This window comes from Nocardioides taihuensis (genome assembly GCF_042657275.1).
GTDB lineage: Bacteria > Actinomycetota > Actinomycetes > Propionibacteriales > Nocardioidaceae > Nocardioides > Nocardioides taihuensis.
In genome coordinates this window covers 39134-57644 of sequence record NZ_JBHSKD010000028.1, presented here as the reverse complement: position 1 = coordinate 57644, position 18511 = coordinate 39134, and the positions used below count along the sequence as shown (strand labels likewise).

Here is an 18511-nt window from a genome sequence, read left to right as displayed (position 1 = left end):
GCACTCGGAGGCAAGCCACCAATCAGTCGACTGCAACCAACCTGACGGCCGGGTACACCTAGAGGGTGAACATTCCCCCGTCGTTGTTCTTGTACATCTTGTGCTGTTGCTCCTCCCAGGAAAGGTCTCCGCGATGCTTGTCGAGGCGCCGGCCGACGAAGTACAGCGCGATGAAGAACCCGCAGAACAGAACCAACAGGACTTCCATGAAGAGTGGCATGGCTCACCTCCCGGGTGGCACTCGACGTTACGCCTCGGACATCGCGCCGTATAGACGCGGCGAGGGATTCCGCTCCTCGGCACGACCGTGCACTCCGCGGCATGACCTGCTGGCCGCAGCGAACGCAATGCGGATCCATCTGTTGCACACCCCGCGGCGGGCTAGGTAGATTTCGACCATGGGTCCGCGGATGACGATTCCCACCCAACTGGTGCTCGAGATCTTGCTCAGCGAGCCGGAGCGTGAGCGCTACGGCTACGAGATCGGCGAGACCGCAGGTCTCGCGAGCGGCACCGTGCACCCGATCTTGGCTCGTCTCGAGAGCCTGGGCTGGGTCGAGTCGCGGTGGGAGGACGTCGACGTCAGCACGGCGGGTCGCCCGGCACGTCGCTACTACCGGCTCGCCGACGACGGCCGCGCGGCCGCCCGCGCAGCACTGATGCGCGCGTACCGGCCCCGCCGGCCACGCCAGGCGTCCCCGCTCCCGGGGTCGGCATGATCCACGCAGAGGGACGCCCGACGGGATGGTCCATGGCCATCACGCGAGCAGCCCTCCGCGTGCTTCCGGCCGGGGCGGTGCGCGCTCGGTGGCAGGAGGAGCTCATTGCGGAGCTCTATGGTCTCAGCCGTCGCGAGCAGATGCTCCACACTCTGGGCGTGGTGAGCCGGGTTGCGGCACTCCGGTCCGCGGCGACATCTGGGGGCGACCCCACAGCTGTCGTCGTGCTCCGCAGACCGGTGCGTTGCATGCTGCGCCGACATTCTTGGCGCATCAACACGACCGCGGACGGCAGCCGATACCGCCGATGTCGCCTGTGCGGGAGGGACGACACCAGCGATGCGCTGGGACCCGACCATTGGGCACCGACCGTGGGCGGCACGGTCTGAGACGCGGGCAACCTGCGAGGAGGAGCCATGTGGAAGCGACTGCGTTGCCGGATCGGCGGGCACGACTGGCGCAAGGACAGCACGGAGGATGGGTCGCGCTTCCTGACCTGTCGGCGTTGCGGAAAGTACAGCGACCTGGCGGAGCGCGGCCACTGGGCTGCTGGTGGGTTCTAGTCGGTGCGTTCTGGCCCACGAGGGGGTCAAGGCCAGGCCCTGACGCTCGCGCATGGTTCGATGCGTGCCCGAACTGGAACGCCCCCACCCCCACAAGCCAGGACATCTGACAGGCGGAGAAGCGCACTTCGACGCGACTGGACCTCGCCCTGTCGCACGCGCATCGGCATGACGCGGGTTGCGGTCCGCACGACCAGCGGCGCGAGCGGACGTCGACGAGGGCTGGGAGCGCGCTCGTGCGGCCGCGGTCAGCCGTCCGGGCAACCTTGCGATTCTCTCCGGGTGAACACTCAGTACCCGCGGTCACGGAAGAGCCGTCGGGCCGCCTTGCTTCGCTCCTTCCAGATCCGCCGGTTCTCCCGGGCCGCGGTCGGATCGTCACGCCGCAGCTCGAACTCGAGCTCTCGCCGGAGCTTGCGGTAGTTCGCCAAGCGACGCCCGTCGAGCCTCCCCTCACGCTCCGCGGCGAGCACGGCACAGTCAGGCTCATGCTCGTGTCGGCAGTCCCCGAAACGGCAGTCGGTAGCGAGGGCCTCGACGTCCGGGAAAGCCGCGGCCACCCCGCCGCGGTCGATGGTCAGGGACAGACTGCGTAGCCCGGGGGTATCGATGATCACTCCACCGGTGGGTACGGCGTACAGGCCTCGATTGCTGGTCACGTGCCGACCTCGATGGTCGCCGGGACGGACCTGGCCCGTGGGCGCTGCCCCGCGCCCGAGCAACAGGTTGGCCAACGAGGACTTGCCGGCCCCTGAGGGCCCGAGCAGCACCGCCGTGAGTGCCGGACGCAGCATCTCGGCAATCTCCTCGGCCCCCACGCCGGTCACGGTGCTCACCGGCACAACCTCGACACCCGCAAGGCGGGACCGGAGCTCCTCGGCGAGCCCCGCGGGGGCCAGATCGGACTTGGTGAGCAGTACGACGGGTCGCGCGCCACTGTCCCATCCCAGTGCTACCTCGCGCTCCACGCGAGCGACCGACAACCTGTCGGCTGGTGCCGTGACAAGCACCAGGTCGACATTCGCCGCGAGCACCTGGGTGCGCCCGGTGGGGTCACGGCGGGCAAGCTCGGACCAGCGGGGAGCGACGCCTACGACGACAGCGTCGTCCTGCTGGACGTGGGCGACGACCCAGTCGCCCACCGCCGGTAGTTCCCGTGCGCGGGCCCGACAGTCGTCAGCCTCCGTTGCGACCACGACGGAGTCGAGGTCAACGCGAACGACCCTCCCGGCGGCGCAGCCGGGAGCCATGACCTCCGCGACCGCCTGGGCCGCTCGCTCGTCCCAGCCCAGGGACGACAACCCACCAGCGCCCATGTCTCCATATTCCTACGAGGGGGCCGGTTTGCCGTGCACTCGGATCGCCTCAACCGAATTGGCGGGGTCGTCGTGCTCGGTGATCAACCCCAGGGCTCCGCGAAGACTCTGGAAGTCTCGCCGCCAGTGGTTCGGTGTAGGCGACCGGTTGCAGGACGGGCCCGCTCGACCTCATTCGACCTGGGCGGAAGGTCTTTCCGCGCCGACAGGCGGCGGTATGACGCGGGTCTTGAAGGGCACGACCAGGGGCGTGACCGGATGGCCGGTGGCGTGAGCGATGACGCTGCGACTACCCGTCCGCCGGCCGGCGGCGCCCCCGCCACAGTTGCACGATCGAGGCCGCGAGACCCACGACGCAGATCGCTACCAAGATCTCACCGAAGTCTGTCCATCCTCGCGAGATCATCCACGCGCCGACGAGGATCAGGAGCAGGTCGACGACGATCCCGACCCAGGCATAGGCCGCTTTCGACTCGGACGGCACGCGACGAACGCTAGCGTCCGACGTGATGGGGAGTCCAACGATCGCTCATCGGACACGGGGGGTCGCCCCCGGCCAGAGCGCGGCATGACGCTCCTGGTCCGAGAGCTGCCGGGGCGGAGATCCGGTACCTGATCGAGGGCGAGACCGGCAACATGATCCATTCCACCGGTCTTGCCAGGTCAGGTGAGCCGGGCGACCGTCCGCGCCACCGTGAGCGAGCTCTGGCACGTTCTCTCGGACGACGGGCAGATCTGGCGACGCGACGGCACCGGCGAGGAGAGGACGGTCCTGGGGAGAGGCGTCTCCATCGACATCCCTGTCGGGACGGCCTTCCAGTATCGCTGCACCGGTGTCGATCGGCTCGAGTTCCTCTGCATCTCCATGCCGTGCTGGCCCGGGGACGAGGAAGCGACGTTCACCGAGGGGCCGTGGACGCCGACTGCTCCCGGCAGTTGACTGCCGACACGCACCCGACTCGGCAAGAGCGGGAGGGCGCGGCCACGCCGGCCGGCGGGGGGATGACTCGCGCTGTCACCGGGCGTGGCTGGTCATTCGCCAGCAGCGACTCCGTCGGAAGCCAGCACGGCCTGGACCAGCTCGGTGAAGCTTCCACGCGCCAGGTCCAGCTCGTTCTCCACGACCGGGCCGACGATGGTGGCGAGCTCGTCACGCCCGATCAGGTCGAGAATGTGCATCATCGCGACCATGCCGTCGAGGACGAGGATGATGCGCCACGCCGACTCGCGAGGGTCCGGGCAGGCGAACTGCCCCACCTCGACGCCTGCGCGGACGAGCCCCTCCACGTGGGCGAGGTAGTCCTCGCTGAGGCTCCTCGCCCGCGCGCGCAGCTGCGAGTAGCGCGAGGCGGTGCTCAGCGCGTCGTGCCAGATGCGTTGGTCGGGTGACAGGTTGGCCACGGTGAGGGCCAGGGCGACCCGGGGGGAGGCGCCGGCCGAGATCTCCTGCAGCTGCCTGAGGGAGGAGTCCGCCCACGAGCCGAAGGATTCGGCGAGGAGCTCGTCCATGCTCGGGAAGTAGTGGTGGATCAGCCCCGGGGCGACGCCGCACCGCTCGGCGACGTCCCTCACGCTCACCGCGTCCAGGCCGCTGTCGGACCCGATGGCGATCACCGCGTCGAGGATCTCGCGCCGACGCACCTCGGGCGACTTCCGCTTCCGGCCAGCTGGCACGTCGCATCCCCTCGTAACTGGTTGTGTGTCCAACAAGGCTATCGCCCGACCGACCTCGCCACTGCGTGAACTTTGCATGAACCCCTTGACAGAGCCCGAGCGGGTGCGCACGATGACTCTACCTGATATTGGTCGGACGTCCAATAAGGAGTCGTGGTGGACAAGGTCTCGACGCAGAAGCGTGTTCTGGCAACCGTGGTCACGGTGGCTGCGCTCGCGGTCCTCGGTGGCTGTGGTGGCGGCTCCACCGACTCCCCGAGCGCCGACGGCGCCACCCCGACCCCAGGCGGCGACCTCGTGATCGTCCAGGGGAAGGGCACCAAGACGCTCGACCCGGTGGCCGCGATCTCGCCCGAGGACATCGCCCCGATGTACGAGCTCTACGACACGCTCTACCGCCTCTCGGCCGACGGGCAGGAGCTCCAGCCCTCCCTGGCTGCAGCGGCGCCCCGCAGCTCGGCGGACGGGACGAAGTGGACGATCGAGCTCCGCGACGACGCCAGCTTCTCCGACGGCTCCCCGGTGACGGCCGCCGACGTGGCGTATTCGCTGAACCGGGCACGGACGGCGAACGGTGCGTTCTCCTTCCTGCTCGGTGCCATCACCGCGGTCGACGCCCCCGACGACCACACCGTCGTGATCACCACCGGCGAGCCGAGCGCGACGCTCGAGGCCGTGCTCGGCTCCTGGATCGCGTCGGTGCTCCCTGCCGACCTGGGCGGCCAGCCGGAGAAGGCGTTCTTCGAGGACCCGGTCGGCAGCGGGCCCTTCCAGCTCGACGCGTGGGACCGGGGCCAGTCGCTGCGGCTGACCAAGAGCACCGACTACTGGCAGGAGGGCAAGCCCTACCTCGACTCGATCCAGTGGACGACGGTGCCCGACGCCAACACCCGGGTCTCCCAGGTCCAGAGCGGCCAGGCCGACGTCGCGAGCGACGTGCCGTTCTCCCAGGTGGCATCCCTGGAGTCGGCGGCCGACGTCACGGCCGGCACCTTCCCCGCCGCCTACACCTCGATGCTGATCTTCAACCAGGAGTACGGGCCCTTCGCCGACGTCCACGTACGGCGGGCGATCGCCCAGGCGATCGACCGCGAGGCGGTGACCACCAGCACGCTCTTCGGTGCGGGCGTGGCGGCGTGCTCGATCCTCCCGCCGTCGATGCGCTTCGCCTCGGAGCCCACCTGCCCCACCTACAACCCCGAGGCGGCGAAGGCCGAGCTCGCGAGGTCGGCGTACCCCGACGGGTTCGACGTCGAGCTCACCATCGACAACCTGCCCGAGTCCTCGACGGTCGCCCAGGCGGTCCAGTCCCAGCTCGCCGAGCTGGGGATCAACGTCGACATCAAGGTGGTCGACTCCGGCGAGCTGTACACCGTGTTCTTCCAGGAGGCCTACCAGATGGGGCTGGCTGCCTGGGCCTCTGACATCGCCGACCCCGACGAGCAGCTCTCCTACATGCTCGACCCCAACGCCGGGGGCAACGCCTACTACACGGGCTTCGACGACCCCGAGGTCACCCGGCTCATCGAGCAGGGCCGCACGACGCTCGACGACAGCGCGAGGGCCGACGACTACGCGCAGGTGCAGCAGATCGTGGCCGACCAGGTCCCGCAGCTCCCCATCTCCCACCGGGAGAACGCCTACGTCTGGAACCGCGACCTCGCCCAGTTCGAGGTCAACCCGATGGGGATGATCGACCTGGCCAGCGTCGGGATGGTGCAGCAGTAGCGACATGGGAAGTCCGATGTCGATCCACCGGCTCCTGCGGGCGCTGGTCGCGATCCTGCTGGTCGTCGTCGTGACGTTCCTGTTCGTCCACATCGTCCCCGGCGACCCGGCACGGGCGATCCTCGGGCCGCAGGCCTCACAGGCGTCGGTCACCGCGCTGCAGGAGCGCCTCGGCCTGCAGGACCCCCTGGCGACGCAGTTCCTCGACTACGTCTCGGGGCTCGTGCGCGGCGACCTCGGGACCTCGGTCGCCCAGGACGTGCCGGTCACGAGCCTGATGGCCAGCCGGACGTGGCCCACGGTCGCGCTGATCCTGTACGCGGCGCTGCTCACCGTCCTCCTGACGATCCCGGCCGCCGCCCTCGCGGCGCGCCGGCCGGGATCCGTCGTCGACCACGCCGTGCGCACCGTTCCCCTGCTGGGGCTGGGTCTCCCGGCCTTCTGGTTCGGCCTGGTGCTGATCCAGTTCTTCGCCGTCCGCCTGGGGTGGTTCCCCGCGGGCGGCTACGGCCAGACCCCTCTCGAGCACCTCCACGCACTCACCCTCCCGGCGCTGGTGACCGCGGTGTCGATCCTCCCCTTCACCATCCAGAGCCTGCGCGTCGCGATGATCGAGGCCCACGACGCGGACTACGTCGCCGCGGCCGAGGCCCGCGGCGTCCCTCCGCGCCGGGTCTTCACCCGCTACGTCTTCCGCAACGCCTGCATCCCCGCGGTCGTCGTCCTCGGCCTCAACATGGGCTGGCTGGTGGGCAACACGCTCATCGTCGAGAAGGTCTTCGCCATCCCCGGCATCGGGTCGCTGCTCGTGGACTCGACGCTGTCGCGTGACTTCCCCGTGGTCCAGGGGCTCGCCCTGGTGGTCGCGCTGCTCGTCATCGGCACGAACCTGCTCACCGAGGTCGCGCGGATCGGCCTCGACCCCCGGCTGCGCGTCTCGCGGGAAGGAGCCCGATGAGTGCCGGGGTCCTGGCGGTCGCGACCTACGAGCGGCGCCGGGCGCGGCGGCTGAACGGCACGCTGGTGGCGGCCCTCGTCTTCCTGTCGGTGATCGCGGTCGTCGTCCTCGTCGGCCCGCTGTTCCTGCCCTCGCCCACCCAGCAGGACCTCACCGACATCCTCGCCCCGCCCTCGCGGGAGGCGCCTCTGGGCACCGACCAGCTCGGGCGCGACGTGCTCTCCCGGGTCCTGGCCGCGATCCGCCTCGACGTTGCGATCGGCGTGGCCGCGCTCGTCGTGCCGTTCGTGCTCGGGTCGGTGCTCGGGGCGCTGGCGGCCTGGCGGCGGGGCTGGATCGACGAGGTCGTCGGCGTGGTCGGGGACGTCGTCCAGGCGTTCCCCTACTACCTCTTCATCCTCGTCCTGGCGTTCTTCCTCGGGGCGGGGGTGCCGAGCATCTTCGTCGCCGTCGCGGCGATCGCGTGGGTCTCCTACATGCGGATCGTCCGCGCGGAGGTGCAGTCCGCGATGCAGCAGGACTACGTGCAGGCGGCCGTCGGCGCCGGCTACTCCGAGCGCCGGGTGCTGCTGCGGCACGTGCTCCCGAACGTCTTCCGGCAGCCGCTGACCTACGCGGTCACCGACGTCGTCGTCGTGATCGTCAGCACGGCCACGCTGAGCTACCTCGGGGTCGGGGTCACCCCGCCGACGCCGGAGCTGGGCGCGATGGTCGCGGACGGCCAGCAGTTCGCGACCATCCGACCGCTGCTGACGCTGGCTCCCGGGTTCGCCGTCGTGCTCATCGGTGCCGCGCTCGCGTTGCTGGGCAATGGTCTCGCGCGTCAGCTGGACGAGTCGTGAACGCCCCGGCGCCGCTGCTCGAGGTCACCGGGCTCACCGTGGCGATCGACGCCCCGGGCGGGACGACGTACCCGGTCCACGACGTGTCGCTGCGCGTCGCGAACGGCGAGGTCGTCGGCGTGGTCGGTGAGTCGGGGTGCGGCAAGAGCACGCTCCTGCGCGCCGTCGCGGACGTCCTGCCCCGCGGCTTCTCGCCGGTCGCGGGAGAGGTCCGCCTCGACGGCCATCGGGTCGAGCGGCGCTCCGGTGCCGTGGCGATGATCTTCCAGGACCCGATGACCGGCCTGAACCCGGTCATGACGGTGGGCGAGCACGTGACGGAGGTGCCCCGGCGGCGCGACGGGCTCGGTCGGTCGCAGGCGCGGGACCTGGCGATCCACCTGCTCAGCGAGGTCGGCATCGAGGACGCGGAGGAGCGGCTGGGCGCCTACCCGCACCAGCTGTCCGGCGGGCTCCGGCAGCGGGTCCTGATCGCTGCCGCCCTTTCCGGCAACCCCGAGCTCCTGCTCTGCGACGAGCCGACCACGGCGCTCGACGTCACCGTGCAGGCGAGGTTCATCGCCCTGCTGCGTCGCATCGTCGCGGACCGTGGCATCGGCATCCTCTACGTCACCCACGACCTGCCTCTCCTCGGCACGATGTGCGACCGCATCAACGTCATGTACGCCGGCCAGGTCATCGAGCGCGGCTCGGCCATGGACGTGCTCCGGGACCCCGCCCACCCCTACACGGCGGCCCTGCTCGCGGCCGCGCCCCGGCTCGGCGCACGGGAGCAGGCGCTCGCCAGCATCCCCGGCCAGCCACCGGCCCTGACGGAGGGCCTGACCGGCTGCCGGTTCGCCCCGCGGTGCCCCCACGTCGCGGACGGGTGCGAGGCGGCCCGGGGTCTCGGCGCCCCGGGCGAGGGCCACGAGTCGGGCTGTGTCCGCGTGGCCGAGCTGGCTCCCCTGACCGGGCGGGGTGCGCGATGAGCGTCGTCGAGGTGCGGGGCCTGTGCGTCGAGTACGCGCCCCACGGGCGAGCCGCTCGCCGCTCGGGGCAGCAGACCCGGCTCGCGGTGCAGGGCGTGGACCTCACGCTCGAGCGCGGCGAGATCCTGGGTGTCGTCGGCGAGTCGGGATCGGGCAAGACGTCGGTCGCGCGGTGCGTGGCCGGCTACCAGACCGCCACGGCCGGGACCGTCGCCGTCGACGGCACGGTCCTGACCGCGCGGCGCGAGCCCCGCGACCGCCGTCGGGTGCAGATGATCTTCCAGGACCCGTACTCGTCGCTGAACCCGGCCATGACCCTGCGCCAGGCGCTGCGTGAGCCCATCGCGGTGCACGGGCTCCGGCCCCGGCAGGGGGTCGACCAGCGGGTCGAGGAGCTGATGACCCTGGTCGGGCTCGACCTGCGGCACCTGGACGCGAAGCCGCGCCGGCTCTCGGGTGGCCAGCGCCAGCGGGCCAGCATCGCCCGCGCCCTCGCCCTCGAGCCCGAGGTCCTGGTGGCCGACGAGCCCGTCTCCGCCCTGGACGTCTCCGTGCAGGCGGTGATCCTCAACCTGCTGGCCGACCTGCGGTCGAGGCTGGACATGTCCATCCTCTTCATCTCCCACGACATGTCGGTCGTCGCCCACCTCTGTGACCGGGTGGCCGTGATGACCAAGGGCCGGATCGTCGAGACCGGCCCCGTCGACGAGGTGTTCCGCTCGCCCCGCGACCCCTACACCCGGGAGCTCCTGGCCGCCGTGCCACCCCATCCCTGGGCCGAGGTGCCCGCAACCGACACCGACGCCGCTCTCCCCGATCCCACTGGCCAGTGAAAGGACGACCCCCCATGCGAGTCGCCATCGACGCCGGCGGAACGTTCACCGATGTCGCGATCATCGACGAGTCCGGCCGCATCTCCTCCCACAAGGTGCTCAGCCACCCGGAGGACCCCGCCATGGGGATGCTCCACGCCCTCGACGAGAGCGTGGACGTGCGCCATGCCTCCGCGGTCGTGAACGGCACCACCGCCGGCCTCAACGCCGTCCTCGCCCGCACGGGCACCCGGGTCCTGGTCGTCACCACGGCGGGCTTCGAGGACGTCGTCAGCATCGGCCGGGCCCACCGGGTCGACGTCTGGGAGCTGCGCTACCCGCGGCCCGAGCACCTGGTCGCCACCGGGGACGTGTGCGGGATCGGAGAGCGCATCCGCGCCGACGGCACCGTCGAGCGCGCGATCCCGGTCGACGACCTGGCGGAGGTCTCGTCCCGGGTCTCCCGCGAGGGCGTCCGGTCCGTGGCCGTCTGCCTGCTCCACGCCACGAGCAACCCCGCCCACGAGCTCGCCGTCCGGGACTTCCTGGCCGCCGAGCACCCGGGGCTGAAGATCTCGGTGTCGCACGAGGTGGCCCCGGAGGTGGGTGAGTTCGAGCGGTTCTCCAGCACCATCGTCAACGCGTACGTCGCCACCACGGTCGGCGAGTACCTCTCCCGCGTCACCGACGGCCTCGCGACCCGTGGCTACGACCGCCCGCTCCTGGTCATGCGCTCCAGCGGCGGGGTCACCTCCGCGGCGAGCGCGCAGCGACGCCCGATGCAGACGCTGCTGTCGGGTCCGGCCGGTGGAGTGATCGGCGCCCAGGCGATCTCCCGGCACCTGGGCCGGTCGCACCTGCTCGCCCTGGACATGGGCGGCACCTCGCTCGACGCCAGCGTGGTGGTGGACCAGCGGCTCGCCGTACGCGCCGACCTCGACATCGCCGGCATCCCCGTGCTGATGCCCGTGGTCGACCTGGTGACGGTCTCGGCGGGTGGCGGGTCGATCGCGTGGGCCCAGCACGGCGCCCTCCACGTGGGGCCGCAGAGCGCCGGGGGCAACCCCGGCCCGGCCTGCTACGGCCTCGGCGGCACCGAGCCGACCGTCACCGACGCGAACGTCGTCCTGGGACGGCTCGGCCACGCGGCTCTGGCCAACGACGCCGTCGCCCTCGACCGCACGGCCGCGGTCGGCGCGCTGGCCCCGCTGGCGACCGAGCTGGGCATGTCCGTCGAGGCCCTGGCGCAGGCGATCGTCGACATCACCGACGCCCGCATGTCCGACGCCCTCCGCACGCTCACCGTGCGGCGGGGCCACGACCCGCGGGACTTCTCCATCCTCGCCTTCGGCGGTGCCGGGCCGCTGCACGCGGCCGCGCTGGCGGACGAGCTCGGCATCACCTCGGTCATCGTGCCGCCGGCGGCGGGCGTGTTCTCGGCGTGGGGCATGCTGCACGCGCCGGTGCGCCACGACCTGTCCGAGCCCCTGCTCGTCGGCTCCGGCGACCTCGCCGACGCCGACCTGGAGGAGGTGCACGCCCGGCTCCTGGTGCGGGCGCGCGAGCTGGTCGCCGCGGACGGCGTCGACCCCGATGCGGCCGGCTACGTCACCTCGGCCGACGTGCGCTACGCGGGCCAGCAGTTCAGCATCACCGTCGAACTCCCGCTGGGCTCGCCGGTGGGGGCCTGGGACAAGCTGTTCCGCGAGCGCTACGAGCGGACCCACGGGACCGTCGCCGGCCACCCGTCGACCGAGTTCGTCAACGCCAGGGTCACCGCCGTCGGGCCGGACGTCGGGGAGTACGCCGCGGCGGAGCTGATGCCTGACAGCGTCGTCACGACCGGCACGGTCGTCCACCACGGGGCACCGGTGGAGGCCGTCTTCTGCAACCGCGGGCTCCTCGGCGACCGCCGCGAAGGGCCGGCGGTCGTCAGCGACCCCGGATCGACCATCTACGTCCCCCCGGGCTGGTCGGCCGCGGCCGGCCCGATGGGCACCGTGCTCCTGAGCCGAATCGAGGAACGACCGTGACCACGCCCGACCCCGCGACCCTCGAGATCATCCGCAACCGCCTGCTCGCGGCGGCGGAGGACATGCGCGTGACGCTCGTGCGCTCGGCGTACACCCCGACCATCTACGAGAGCGAGGACTGCGCGATCGGGTTGCTCGACCGCAACGCCGAGGTCATCGCGCTCTCCACCGGTCTCCCGATCTTCCTCGGGAACCTCGGCCAGGCGGTGGTCGAGTCGGTGAAGGTCCGGGGCGGGGCGCAGGCGATGCGGCCCGGCGACGTCTACCTCCTCAACGACGCCTACCTGCAGGGCGCCCACATGCAGGACTGCACGTCGTTCGCTCCCATCTTCTTCGGCGACGACCTGATCGGGTACGCCGTCGCCCGTGCCCACATGGTGGATCTCGGCAGCAGCGAGCCCGGTGGCGGGATGGCCGCGACGAGCATCTTCGACGAGGGGCTGCGGCTCGGGCCGGTGCGCATCTTCGAGGGCGACCGGCCCTGCGACGACATCTTCGACGTGCTGCGGCACAACACCCGCAGCCAGGACGAGCTGGTCGGCGACGTGCTCGCGATGGCGGCGGCGGTCCGGGCCGGTGCATCTCGCCTGACGGAGATCGTCGAGCGCTGGGGCATGGAGGTCTTCGACGCCGCGTGCGCCGCGATCTTCGAGTACAGCGAGCAGGAGACCCGGGCGGCCATCCGGGCGGTCCCGGACGGGACCTACACGGCGACGGGCGCGATGGACGACGACGGGATCGACGTCGGCGTTCCCGTCGTCATCAATGTCTCGGTGACGGTCGCGGGTGACCAGGTCAGCGTCGACCTGGCGGGGACGGGCCCGATGGTGCGTGGCGCCATCAACTGCGGCGTCGCGCAGACGGTCTCGTCGGTGCGGGTCGCCCTCCGGCTCCTCCTGGGCGGCACCCGGCCCCCGGACGGCGGCACCTTCCGCCCGGTGTCGGTCAGCGTCCCGCGCGGCTCGTTCCTCTACGCCGAGGAGCCGGCCGCGTGCGGCAACTACGCCGCCTCTGCCGTGCTGCTGATGGACCTGGTCATGCGCGCTCTCGCCGACGCCGTACCCGACCGGGCGTGCGCCGGGCAGTACGGCGACACGATCAGCGAGCTGGTGTGGACCGACGCCGCGGGCAAGCACCTGATGCTCGGCGAGGCGCACGCCGGCGGCTGGGGCGCGGGGGAGGGGTACACAGGGGCCGACGCGACGATCGACCTCACCAACGGCCAGTTCCGCAACTTCTCGGTCGAGCTCCTCGAATCGCGCTACCCCGTGGTCGTCGAGGAGTACGGCTACCGCGAGGGCTCGGCGGGCGCCGGCCGGTTCCGCGGCGGGCGCGGGATCGTGCGCCGCTACCGGCTCGAGGAGCCGGCGCTGTTCTACCTGTGGATGGACCGCGTGCACACGCCGCCGTGGGGGCTGCACGGCGGGCACGACGGGGCCACGGCGTTCGCGCGGCTGCGCACGGCGGACGGCGTCGAGGACGTGCTGAAGTGCGAGGGCCGCCAGCTCAGCGCCGGCGACGAGGTGACGATCTACACCGCCGGCGGAGGTGGCTACGGGACGCCCGTGGACGCCGAGGGAGGCGACGGCTCGGTGCCGCGCGAGGTGGCGACGACGGGGCGGGCGCGATGAGCACCGGCGTCCTGCTCGCCCACGCCCAGGTCATCACGGGTGCCGACGACGCACCGGTCCGCGACGGAGCTGTCCTCGTCGAGGGGGGACAGGTCCGCGCGGTCGGTGTGGACGTCGAGGCCCCGAGCGACGCCGTCGTGATCGACTGCACCGGCAAGACCGTGCTGCCCGGTCTCGTCGACTGCCACGACCACCTCCTGGGCCGCAGCAGGTATGCGGAGGGGACCAGCGACCTCGGGGAGCCCGACGCGACGTGGGCCGTGGTGCTCGCCCACTACGCGCAGCGCAGCCTCGACCAGGGGGTGACCACGGTGCGGGTGCCGGGCACCCGCCACGCCATCGACCTCGCCGTACGCCGGGCCTTCGACGAGGGCTTCCTGGCCGCACCCCGCATGGTGTGCGCGGGCGAGGCGATCACGATGACGGGAGGCCACGGCACCGGCGCCGGCGTCGAGGTCGACGGAGCCGTCGAGTGCACCCGGGCGGCCCGCGCCCAGCTCGCCGGCGGGGCCGACTTCCTCAAGGTGATGGCCAGCGGCGGCGTCGGCACGGTGCGCGTGGGCGAGGACCCGACCCACCCCGAGCTCGACGTCGAGGAGATGGCCGCCGTTGTGGCCGTCGCGCGGGCGGCGAGGAAGTACGTCACCGCGCACGCCGACGGGGTCGAGGGCATCGAGAACGCCCTCCGCGCCGGCGTGACCTGCCTCGAGCACGGCATCTACCTCACCGCCGAGCAGGCGGCCGACATGGCGGCTCGCGGCGTGCGCCTCGTGCCGACCCTGTCGACGATGGTCAACATCGCCCGCCGCGGCGCCGAGTGGGGCCTTCCCCCCGAGTGGATCGGGATCGCGGAAGGCGTCCTCGAGGTGCACCGCCAGTCCTTCCGGAACGCCCTCGACGCCGGAGTCGTCTTCGGCACCGGCACCGACGGCTACGGCGACATCGTCGACGAGATCATCGAGTTCACCACCTACGGGGTCTCGCCGATGCGGGCCCTGCAGGCCGCGACCCGTGACGCCGCGCAGATCGCCGTCCCCGGCGCCGAGTTCGGCGTCCTGGCGGCGGGTCGCCACGCCGACATCCTCGTCGTCGACGGCGATCCCCTCACCGACCTCACAACGCTTCGGCAGGTGGTGCTCGTCATGTCCGCGGGTCAGATCGTTCGGCAATCAGGCTGACCCCCGGCACCGATGAGCGCTGACGATCGGAGCATGGTGGACGTCATCGCCGAATCGCTGGCGCCGCCCAGATGGCGGGAGTCGGTGCTGTCGACGTCCAGGTCGTCCGTGGGGGCTGAGCACTTGCGGCGGAATGGGTCAGGTCGGTGCGTCAACCAACCCGGGCAGAGAGCGAACTCCAAGATATTGCTCAGGGAGCCTCCACAGCAAAGTCGACGTACTCATACGACGTTCCGCTGTGCTCGGTTGATGCTATGACCATCTCGGCTGGGCCGGCCGGCAGATCACTAGGCAAGGTGCAATCAATTACGAAAGCGCCCTCGCTTCCGACTTGGGTCGAACAAACGTCACTGAAGTCTTCTTCGGTCACCTCGGACGTGATGTCGACCGAGATCAGCGCACCGGCCTCGAAATTGGCGCCGATCACGCGCACCTTGGCTCCGACCGAGGGCAGTTTCGGGTTGATCGCGACCGATGGATCAAAGCTGAGGCCCGGGAGACGGTCGGCCAGGTCGTAGAAGGCGCCCGCAGCGAGGAGCCCTCCCGCCATAAGCCCAGAGATCGCGGCGATTGCCACGGGACGAACTCCAACTGGTTGCCTGAATCGTGCTGACTCGCCCGACGTAACGTCGACTCGTACGTCGACCAGATCGTGGCGAGCGTTTGGTTCCCGCTCGGTGGATGGTGGACCGGTCAATAGTTGGATGTGTATCGCCTGCCCGCGCGAGATCAGCCCCGGTCCAAGATCAATGCCTTCGCCGTTCGCCGTCACCGGGGGTGTTGTTCCTCGCTGTGGCGTCGCGGTCACACCGAGGACCTTGACGACTGGCGATCCGATCTCGAGGTGCAAAGGTCGTCCCGCCTCGAAGTTTGACGACGCAATGTCATGCCTGCCCTTAGCGGTCACGACAACGGTAACCATGTGTGGGTCAGGCTCGATGGTCTCTCCGTCGACCCGCAGCTCGAACCTGTTCGCAGAGGTCCCGGTGTCAAGGAGGCTTCGACTCGGAAGAACCGTGACGTCCAGAGCTCTAGCCGCCGGGAAAAGTGCGCGGTACGCAAAGAACGCTCCCAGTGCCGCGGCAACCAGACCTAATACGGTCAAGATCAGCGTGGTCATGGTCGACAGTCTGTCGGTGGGCGGTCCTCGCCGCATGCCATCGCGAATACCGACCATCGAGTGTCGGATCGATTTGGGAGGCGGGACGCCAGTCGCATCGGCCCCGAATGTTCGAGGCTGCTTGGGTGTTGGCAGGTTCGGAGTGTGATGCGGCGGAATGACGCTCCGCGCGCGGACTAGCATCCGAATGTGACGCGCGACGAGCGGACCGATTCTCGAACTGTTGGCTTTCTTCAGCTGGCCAAGTTCCTCGAGGGCGGGCGCCTCAAGGGAGTAGTCGCCGAACTGGAACACGAACTCGCGTCGGCGAGCGGCGCCGAGGTCAGCCAAGCGACGGAGGAGGTGGGCATGGGGGGTGAGCCGGGGATTGCACTGTTCACGGCAGCGGTTCAAACGCGTCAACGGCTCGGCCGCCTGAGCGACCTCATCCATGCGACCGGGATCGCCCTCATGCTTCCCGCCCTGCTTGAGCCAGACGAGCGGCTCACGAACCGGCCATCGCTTGCTGCCGGCAACGACCCTTCTCGCCCGTTCGACGTGGAGACTGACCGACGAATCATGGAGTTCAAGTTCGGTGTTTGGCAGCCAGGCTCAAATGCGGATCGGAAGCGTGGCGTCTTCCATGACCTCCTGCACCTCGCCGCGGATCCTTCTGGGCGACGGCCTGAGCTCTACGTCGTCGGACCGCAGGCTGAGAAGTTCCTTCTGGGGACCACCTCGAAGGTTGCTTGGGCCCTCAACCGGCAAGCCGAGAAGAGCCGACAGTTGTTCGAGGAACGGTTCGGCTCCGTCGACATTCCGATCCCGGAGTTCACGAGAGGGCCCGCGGCTCATGTCCAGATCGTCGATCTGGAACAGCGCCTGCCCGTGCTTGGCGCGGCCCTGAGTACCTAGCCGGACTCTCCATGGTCGGATTGGACGGTCGGTCCCCGGAGCGGCGGATAACGCATGTCCTAAGGGCAGGGCCGGGCTCGTCGAGGTCTGCGCGCCTGTCGCGCCTCTGAGCGGTGATGAGGGCCATCCGAGTCAATTTGCGACGAGGCTCGCTGCGGAGTGGCATCTCCAGGGGCGTGAACCCCGTCGACTCGGTCATCAAGGAGCGTGGCGCGGCCCTCGATGAAGACAGTTCACTGTTCCGCACGGCTGTCGACATCGCCACCCGCCAACCAGACCTCGACCCACGGATGTTTCAGATCCGCGTTGCCAATGCCGGTGGAGTCGAGAAGCGAGCTGTTCAGCGCTTGCTTGAGAACCGAAAGGACGTCTTCACGATCGGACCTGGGCGCGCGTCGAAGAGCTCGGTGCGCCTGCGTCCTGAATGGCGACCTTCGTCGGGGCAGTGGAACGTCATCCGTTCGAGGTTTCGGGACGGTAGGACCACCACCGCGATCCTCCATTTCCCCGCAGGGCGGCGTTTGATCCCGCCGGTGGTGACGATCGATCGCGTTGCTCACGATGACGAACTGGAGGCGTGGGTGACGATCCGAGTGCAGGAGGCGCTGCTTTGGGCACGTTGGTCAACGGGGGCCTGCTGTCCGAAGGGGACATGGAGTCTTGGCCTGCCTTTGGACCCGGCTCCAACCAACGGAATGCCCGGGCAGGAGGGCCTACTGTGCTGGCGAACGGCAAGCGTGGTCGCCGCCACGCAATATTTGCAGCGCATTCTCATCGAGGACCTCCGACTGTCTCCCGAGAACATGACCGTCTCGTACCGAATCCGCAGCGCCATGATCGGAGGGGCAACTAATGGTGGAGCTAGGCGGCGCAAGCGGCCCGGCAAGTGGTGCTCGGAGTGTGGACAACCGCTGACGACGCCTGCGTCGATTCGAGCGGGGATGGGACCGACGTGTTCGCACCGGGCACGGCACGGCGGGTCCAGGGAGGGCAGTCGGGGGGACACGGCATTGGGGCCGTCCGAATGGCAGCAGTCGATCGCCGCCGTGTGGGAATGATGACGCGCCAGCGTCGCGCCGGGGTTGAGCCAGGATCGGCCCCCGAAGGCCGCTGCTGGCGTGTGGCGCCTGCGGGTGCATGGCAGACGTCTGGCAGGCGGCGGAAAGACGCGAGGGCGAAGCGCGCCCTCAACGGCAGAGGTGTATCCGTGTGGGTGGGTGCGGGGGAATGCGGCAAGATCGTCGAGGTCGAGCCCAAGTACACATGTCTCGGTCGGCCCAGCGTGATCCAATGCAGTCCATGCCCAACGCAGCAAGCCTCTCGGTCATCTTTACGGGCAGTGTCGCGCTCGGCTCGCTGGCTGTGACCGCGCTCGGTGCGCGGGCCCAGCGCAAGCACGAGGCCGGGCTCGCCTACCAGGAGCGAGTGTGGGATGCCAAGAGCGAGGTGCTGCTCAACGCCATCCGCGTCAGCCTCTCCATCGTGCGCGTGGTCGGGGCTCGCGCGGAGATGAGGCATCTCGCCGAGTCATTGGTGGCGGCCAGGGAGTACATCGACGAGTTCTCGGCCGAGATCGAGGCGTACGGCTCCGAGGCGACCCGGAAAGCGCTGCGCGACCTAGAGGCCAAGATCCAACTGACCCTGATCCAGTCGAATTCGGCTGGGATGCTTCGATCGGTTCGCGCCTGGAAGCTCAGCAAGGTGGAAGAGCAGGACTACGACGAGGCGCGGAAGGCGAGCGCGGACGAGCGCAGCATGCTAGACGCGATCGCCCATAACCTGACCGAGGACCCGCCGGTCTACCGCGACGCAGCTCAAGCCCTCATCGACTCCGCCCGCAAGGACCTGCGGGACCCAGACGTGTGAGCCGAGGGTCGCTGTCAACGAGCCCTCCGCGTCCCACTCCACGATCCTCGGGTGCTCGAAGGGCGACGAAGCCGCGTACCAGCAATGCGTAGTTCCACGGCCCGAGCCGGCGCTGAAGGCCGCTAAGCCCCACGGCTACGTGGCGCGGACTTCGCCCGTACTTGTAGCTGGTGAAGATGGGCATTGGGACTGCTCTCGTTTGAGGT

18 protein-coding genes are annotated in these 18511 nt (G+C 70.1%); 13 read left to right on the top strand and 5 right to left on the bottom strand.

All coding sequences use genetic code 11. The annotated features are described in order from the left end of the window. Nucleotides 1–58: 58 nt before the first annotated feature. Nucleotides 59–220 carry a hypothetical protein gene (locus ACFPGP_RS22640; protein ID WP_378593718.1) on the bottom strand — a complete coding sequence of 54 codons (162 nt, stop codon included), beginning with the start codon at nt 218–220 and terminating at the stop codon, nt 59–61. Nucleotides 221–410: 190 nt separating this feature from the next. On the opposite strand from ACFPGP_RS22640, the gene ACFPGP_RS22635 reads away from it, so the two are divergent. Beyond that, complete coding sequence (locus ACFPGP_RS22635) at nt 411–719, top strand: PadR family transcriptional regulator (protein ID WP_378593716.1); 309 nt, start codon at nt 411–413, stop codon at nt 717–719. 853 nt (nt 720–1572) lie between these two features. On the opposite strand, the gene rsgA is transcribed toward ACFPGP_RS22635, so the two are convergent. Next, nucleotides 1573–2424 (bottom strand): ribosome small subunit-dependent GTPase A, encoded by an 852-nt coding sequence (gene rsgA, locus ACFPGP_RS22630; RefSeq protein WP_378593714.1) that lies wholly within the window; start codon nt 2422–2424, stop codon nt 1573–1575. A gap of 463 nt (nt 2425–2887) precedes the next feature. Then, complete coding sequence (locus ACFPGP_RS22625; RefSeq protein WP_378593712.1) at nt 2888–3082, bottom strand: hypothetical protein; 195 nt, start codon at nt 3080–3082, stop codon at nt 2888–2890. A 210-nt stretch (nt 3083–3292) separates the two neighbouring features. On the opposite strand from ACFPGP_RS22625, the gene ACFPGP_RS22620 reads away from it, so the two are divergent. Continuing rightward, complete coding sequence (locus ACFPGP_RS22620) at nt 3293–3538, top strand: cupin domain-containing protein (RefSeq protein ID WP_378593710.1); 246 nt, start codon at nt 3293–3295, stop codon at nt 3536–3538. Between the two features lie 92 nt (nt 3539–3630). On the opposite strand, the gene ACFPGP_RS22615 is transcribed toward ACFPGP_RS22620, so the two are convergent. Continuing rightward, the gene (locus tag ACFPGP_RS22615; protein WP_378593708.1) at nt 3631–4272 is read right to left on the bottom strand and encodes a TetR/AcrR family transcriptional regulator; all 642 of its coding nucleotides are present in this window, start codon (nt 4270–4272) and stop codon (nt 3631–3633) included. A 156-nt stretch (nt 4273–4428) separates the two neighbouring features. Here ACFPGP_RS22615 and ACFPGP_RS22610 point away from each other — a divergent pair, with 156 nt between their 5' ends. Genes ACFPGP_RS22610 through ACFPGP_RS22575 form a run of 8 tightly spaced genes read left to right on the top strand, consistent with a single transcriptional unit; the run spans nt 4429 to nt 14425 of the window. Beyond that, the gene (locus ACFPGP_RS22610; RefSeq protein ID WP_378593706.1) at nt 4429–6000 is read left to right on the top strand and encodes an ABC transporter substrate-binding protein; all 1572 of its coding nucleotides are present in this window, start codon (nt 4429–4431) and stop codon (nt 5998–6000) included. A 4-nt stretch (nt 6001–6004) separates the two neighbouring features. Then, nucleotides 6005–6958, top strand: coding sequence for an ABC transporter permease (locus ACFPGP_RS22605; protein WP_378593704.1), 954 nt, complete (start codon nt 6005–6007; stop codon nt 6956–6958). Then, complete coding sequence (locus ACFPGP_RS22600) at nt 6955–7800, top strand: ABC transporter permease (RefSeq protein ID WP_378593702.1); 846 nt, start codon at nt 6955–6957, stop codon at nt 7798–7800. The genes ACFPGP_RS22605 and ACFPGP_RS22600 overlap by 4 nt, the downstream gene beginning before the upstream one ends. Beyond that, the gene (locus ACFPGP_RS22595) at nt 7797–8771 is read left to right on the top strand and encodes an ABC transporter ATP-binding protein (RefSeq protein WP_378593700.1); all 975 of its coding nucleotides are present in this window, start codon (nt 7797–7799) and stop codon (nt 8769–8771) included. The genes ACFPGP_RS22600 and ACFPGP_RS22595 overlap by 4 nt, the downstream gene beginning before the upstream one ends. Further along, entirely contained in the window at nt 8768–9604 is an 837-nt protein-coding gene (locus ACFPGP_RS22590; RefSeq protein ID WP_378593698.1) for an ATP-binding cassette domain-containing protein, read from the top strand. Before ACFPGP_RS22595 ends, ACFPGP_RS22590 begins: the two co-directional genes overlap by 4 nt. Before the next feature lie 14 nt (nt 9605–9618). Beyond that, nucleotides 9619–11616, top strand: coding sequence for a hydantoinase/oxoprolinase family protein (locus ACFPGP_RS22585; protein ID WP_378593697.1), 1998 nt, complete (start codon nt 9619–9621; stop codon nt 11614–11616). Next, nucleotides 11613–13247, top strand: coding sequence for a hydantoinase B/oxoprolinase family protein (locus ACFPGP_RS22580; protein ID WP_378593695.1), 1635 nt, complete (start codon nt 11613–11615; stop codon nt 13245–13247). Before ACFPGP_RS22585 ends, ACFPGP_RS22580 begins: the two co-directional genes overlap by 4 nt. Then, nucleotides 13244–14425, top strand: a complete 1182-nt coding sequence (locus tag ACFPGP_RS22575; protein WP_378593693.1) for an amidohydrolase family protein — start codon at nt 13244–13246, stop codon at nt 14423–14425. The genes ACFPGP_RS22580 and ACFPGP_RS22575 overlap by 4 nt, the downstream gene beginning before the upstream one ends. Nucleotides 14426–14615: 190 nt before the next feature. Here ACFPGP_RS22575 and ACFPGP_RS22570 read toward each other — a convergent pair whose 3' ends face one another. Beyond that, on the bottom strand, nt 14616–15545 hold the full coding sequence (locus ACFPGP_RS22570) for a hypothetical protein (RefSeq protein WP_378593691.1): 930 nt from the start codon (nt 15543–15545) through the stop codon (nt 14616–14618). 189 nt (nt 15546–15734) lie between these two features. Between ACFPGP_RS22570 and ACFPGP_RS22565 the strand changes: the two genes are divergently transcribed. The 3 genes from ACFPGP_RS22565 (at nt 15735) to ACFPGP_RS22555 (ending at nt 18305) form a co-directional block, all read left to right on the top strand. Continuing rightward, a complete protein-coding gene (locus ACFPGP_RS22565; RefSeq protein WP_378593689.1) occupies nt 15735–16439 on the top strand; it encodes a hypothetical protein in 705 nt (234 codons plus the stop codon). A 176-nt stretch (nt 16440–16615) separates the two neighbouring features. Continuing rightward, on the top strand, nt 16616–17497 hold the full coding sequence (locus ACFPGP_RS22560; protein WP_378593687.1) for a DUF6011 domain-containing protein: 882 nt from the start codon (nt 16616–16618) through the stop codon (nt 17495–17497). 241 nt (nt 17498–17738) lie between these two features. Then, nucleotides 17739–18305 (top strand): hypothetical protein, encoded by a 567-nt coding sequence (locus ACFPGP_RS22555; protein WP_378593686.1) that lies wholly within the window; start codon nt 17739–17741, stop codon nt 18303–18305. Nucleotides 18306–18511: the final 206 nt, after the last annotated feature.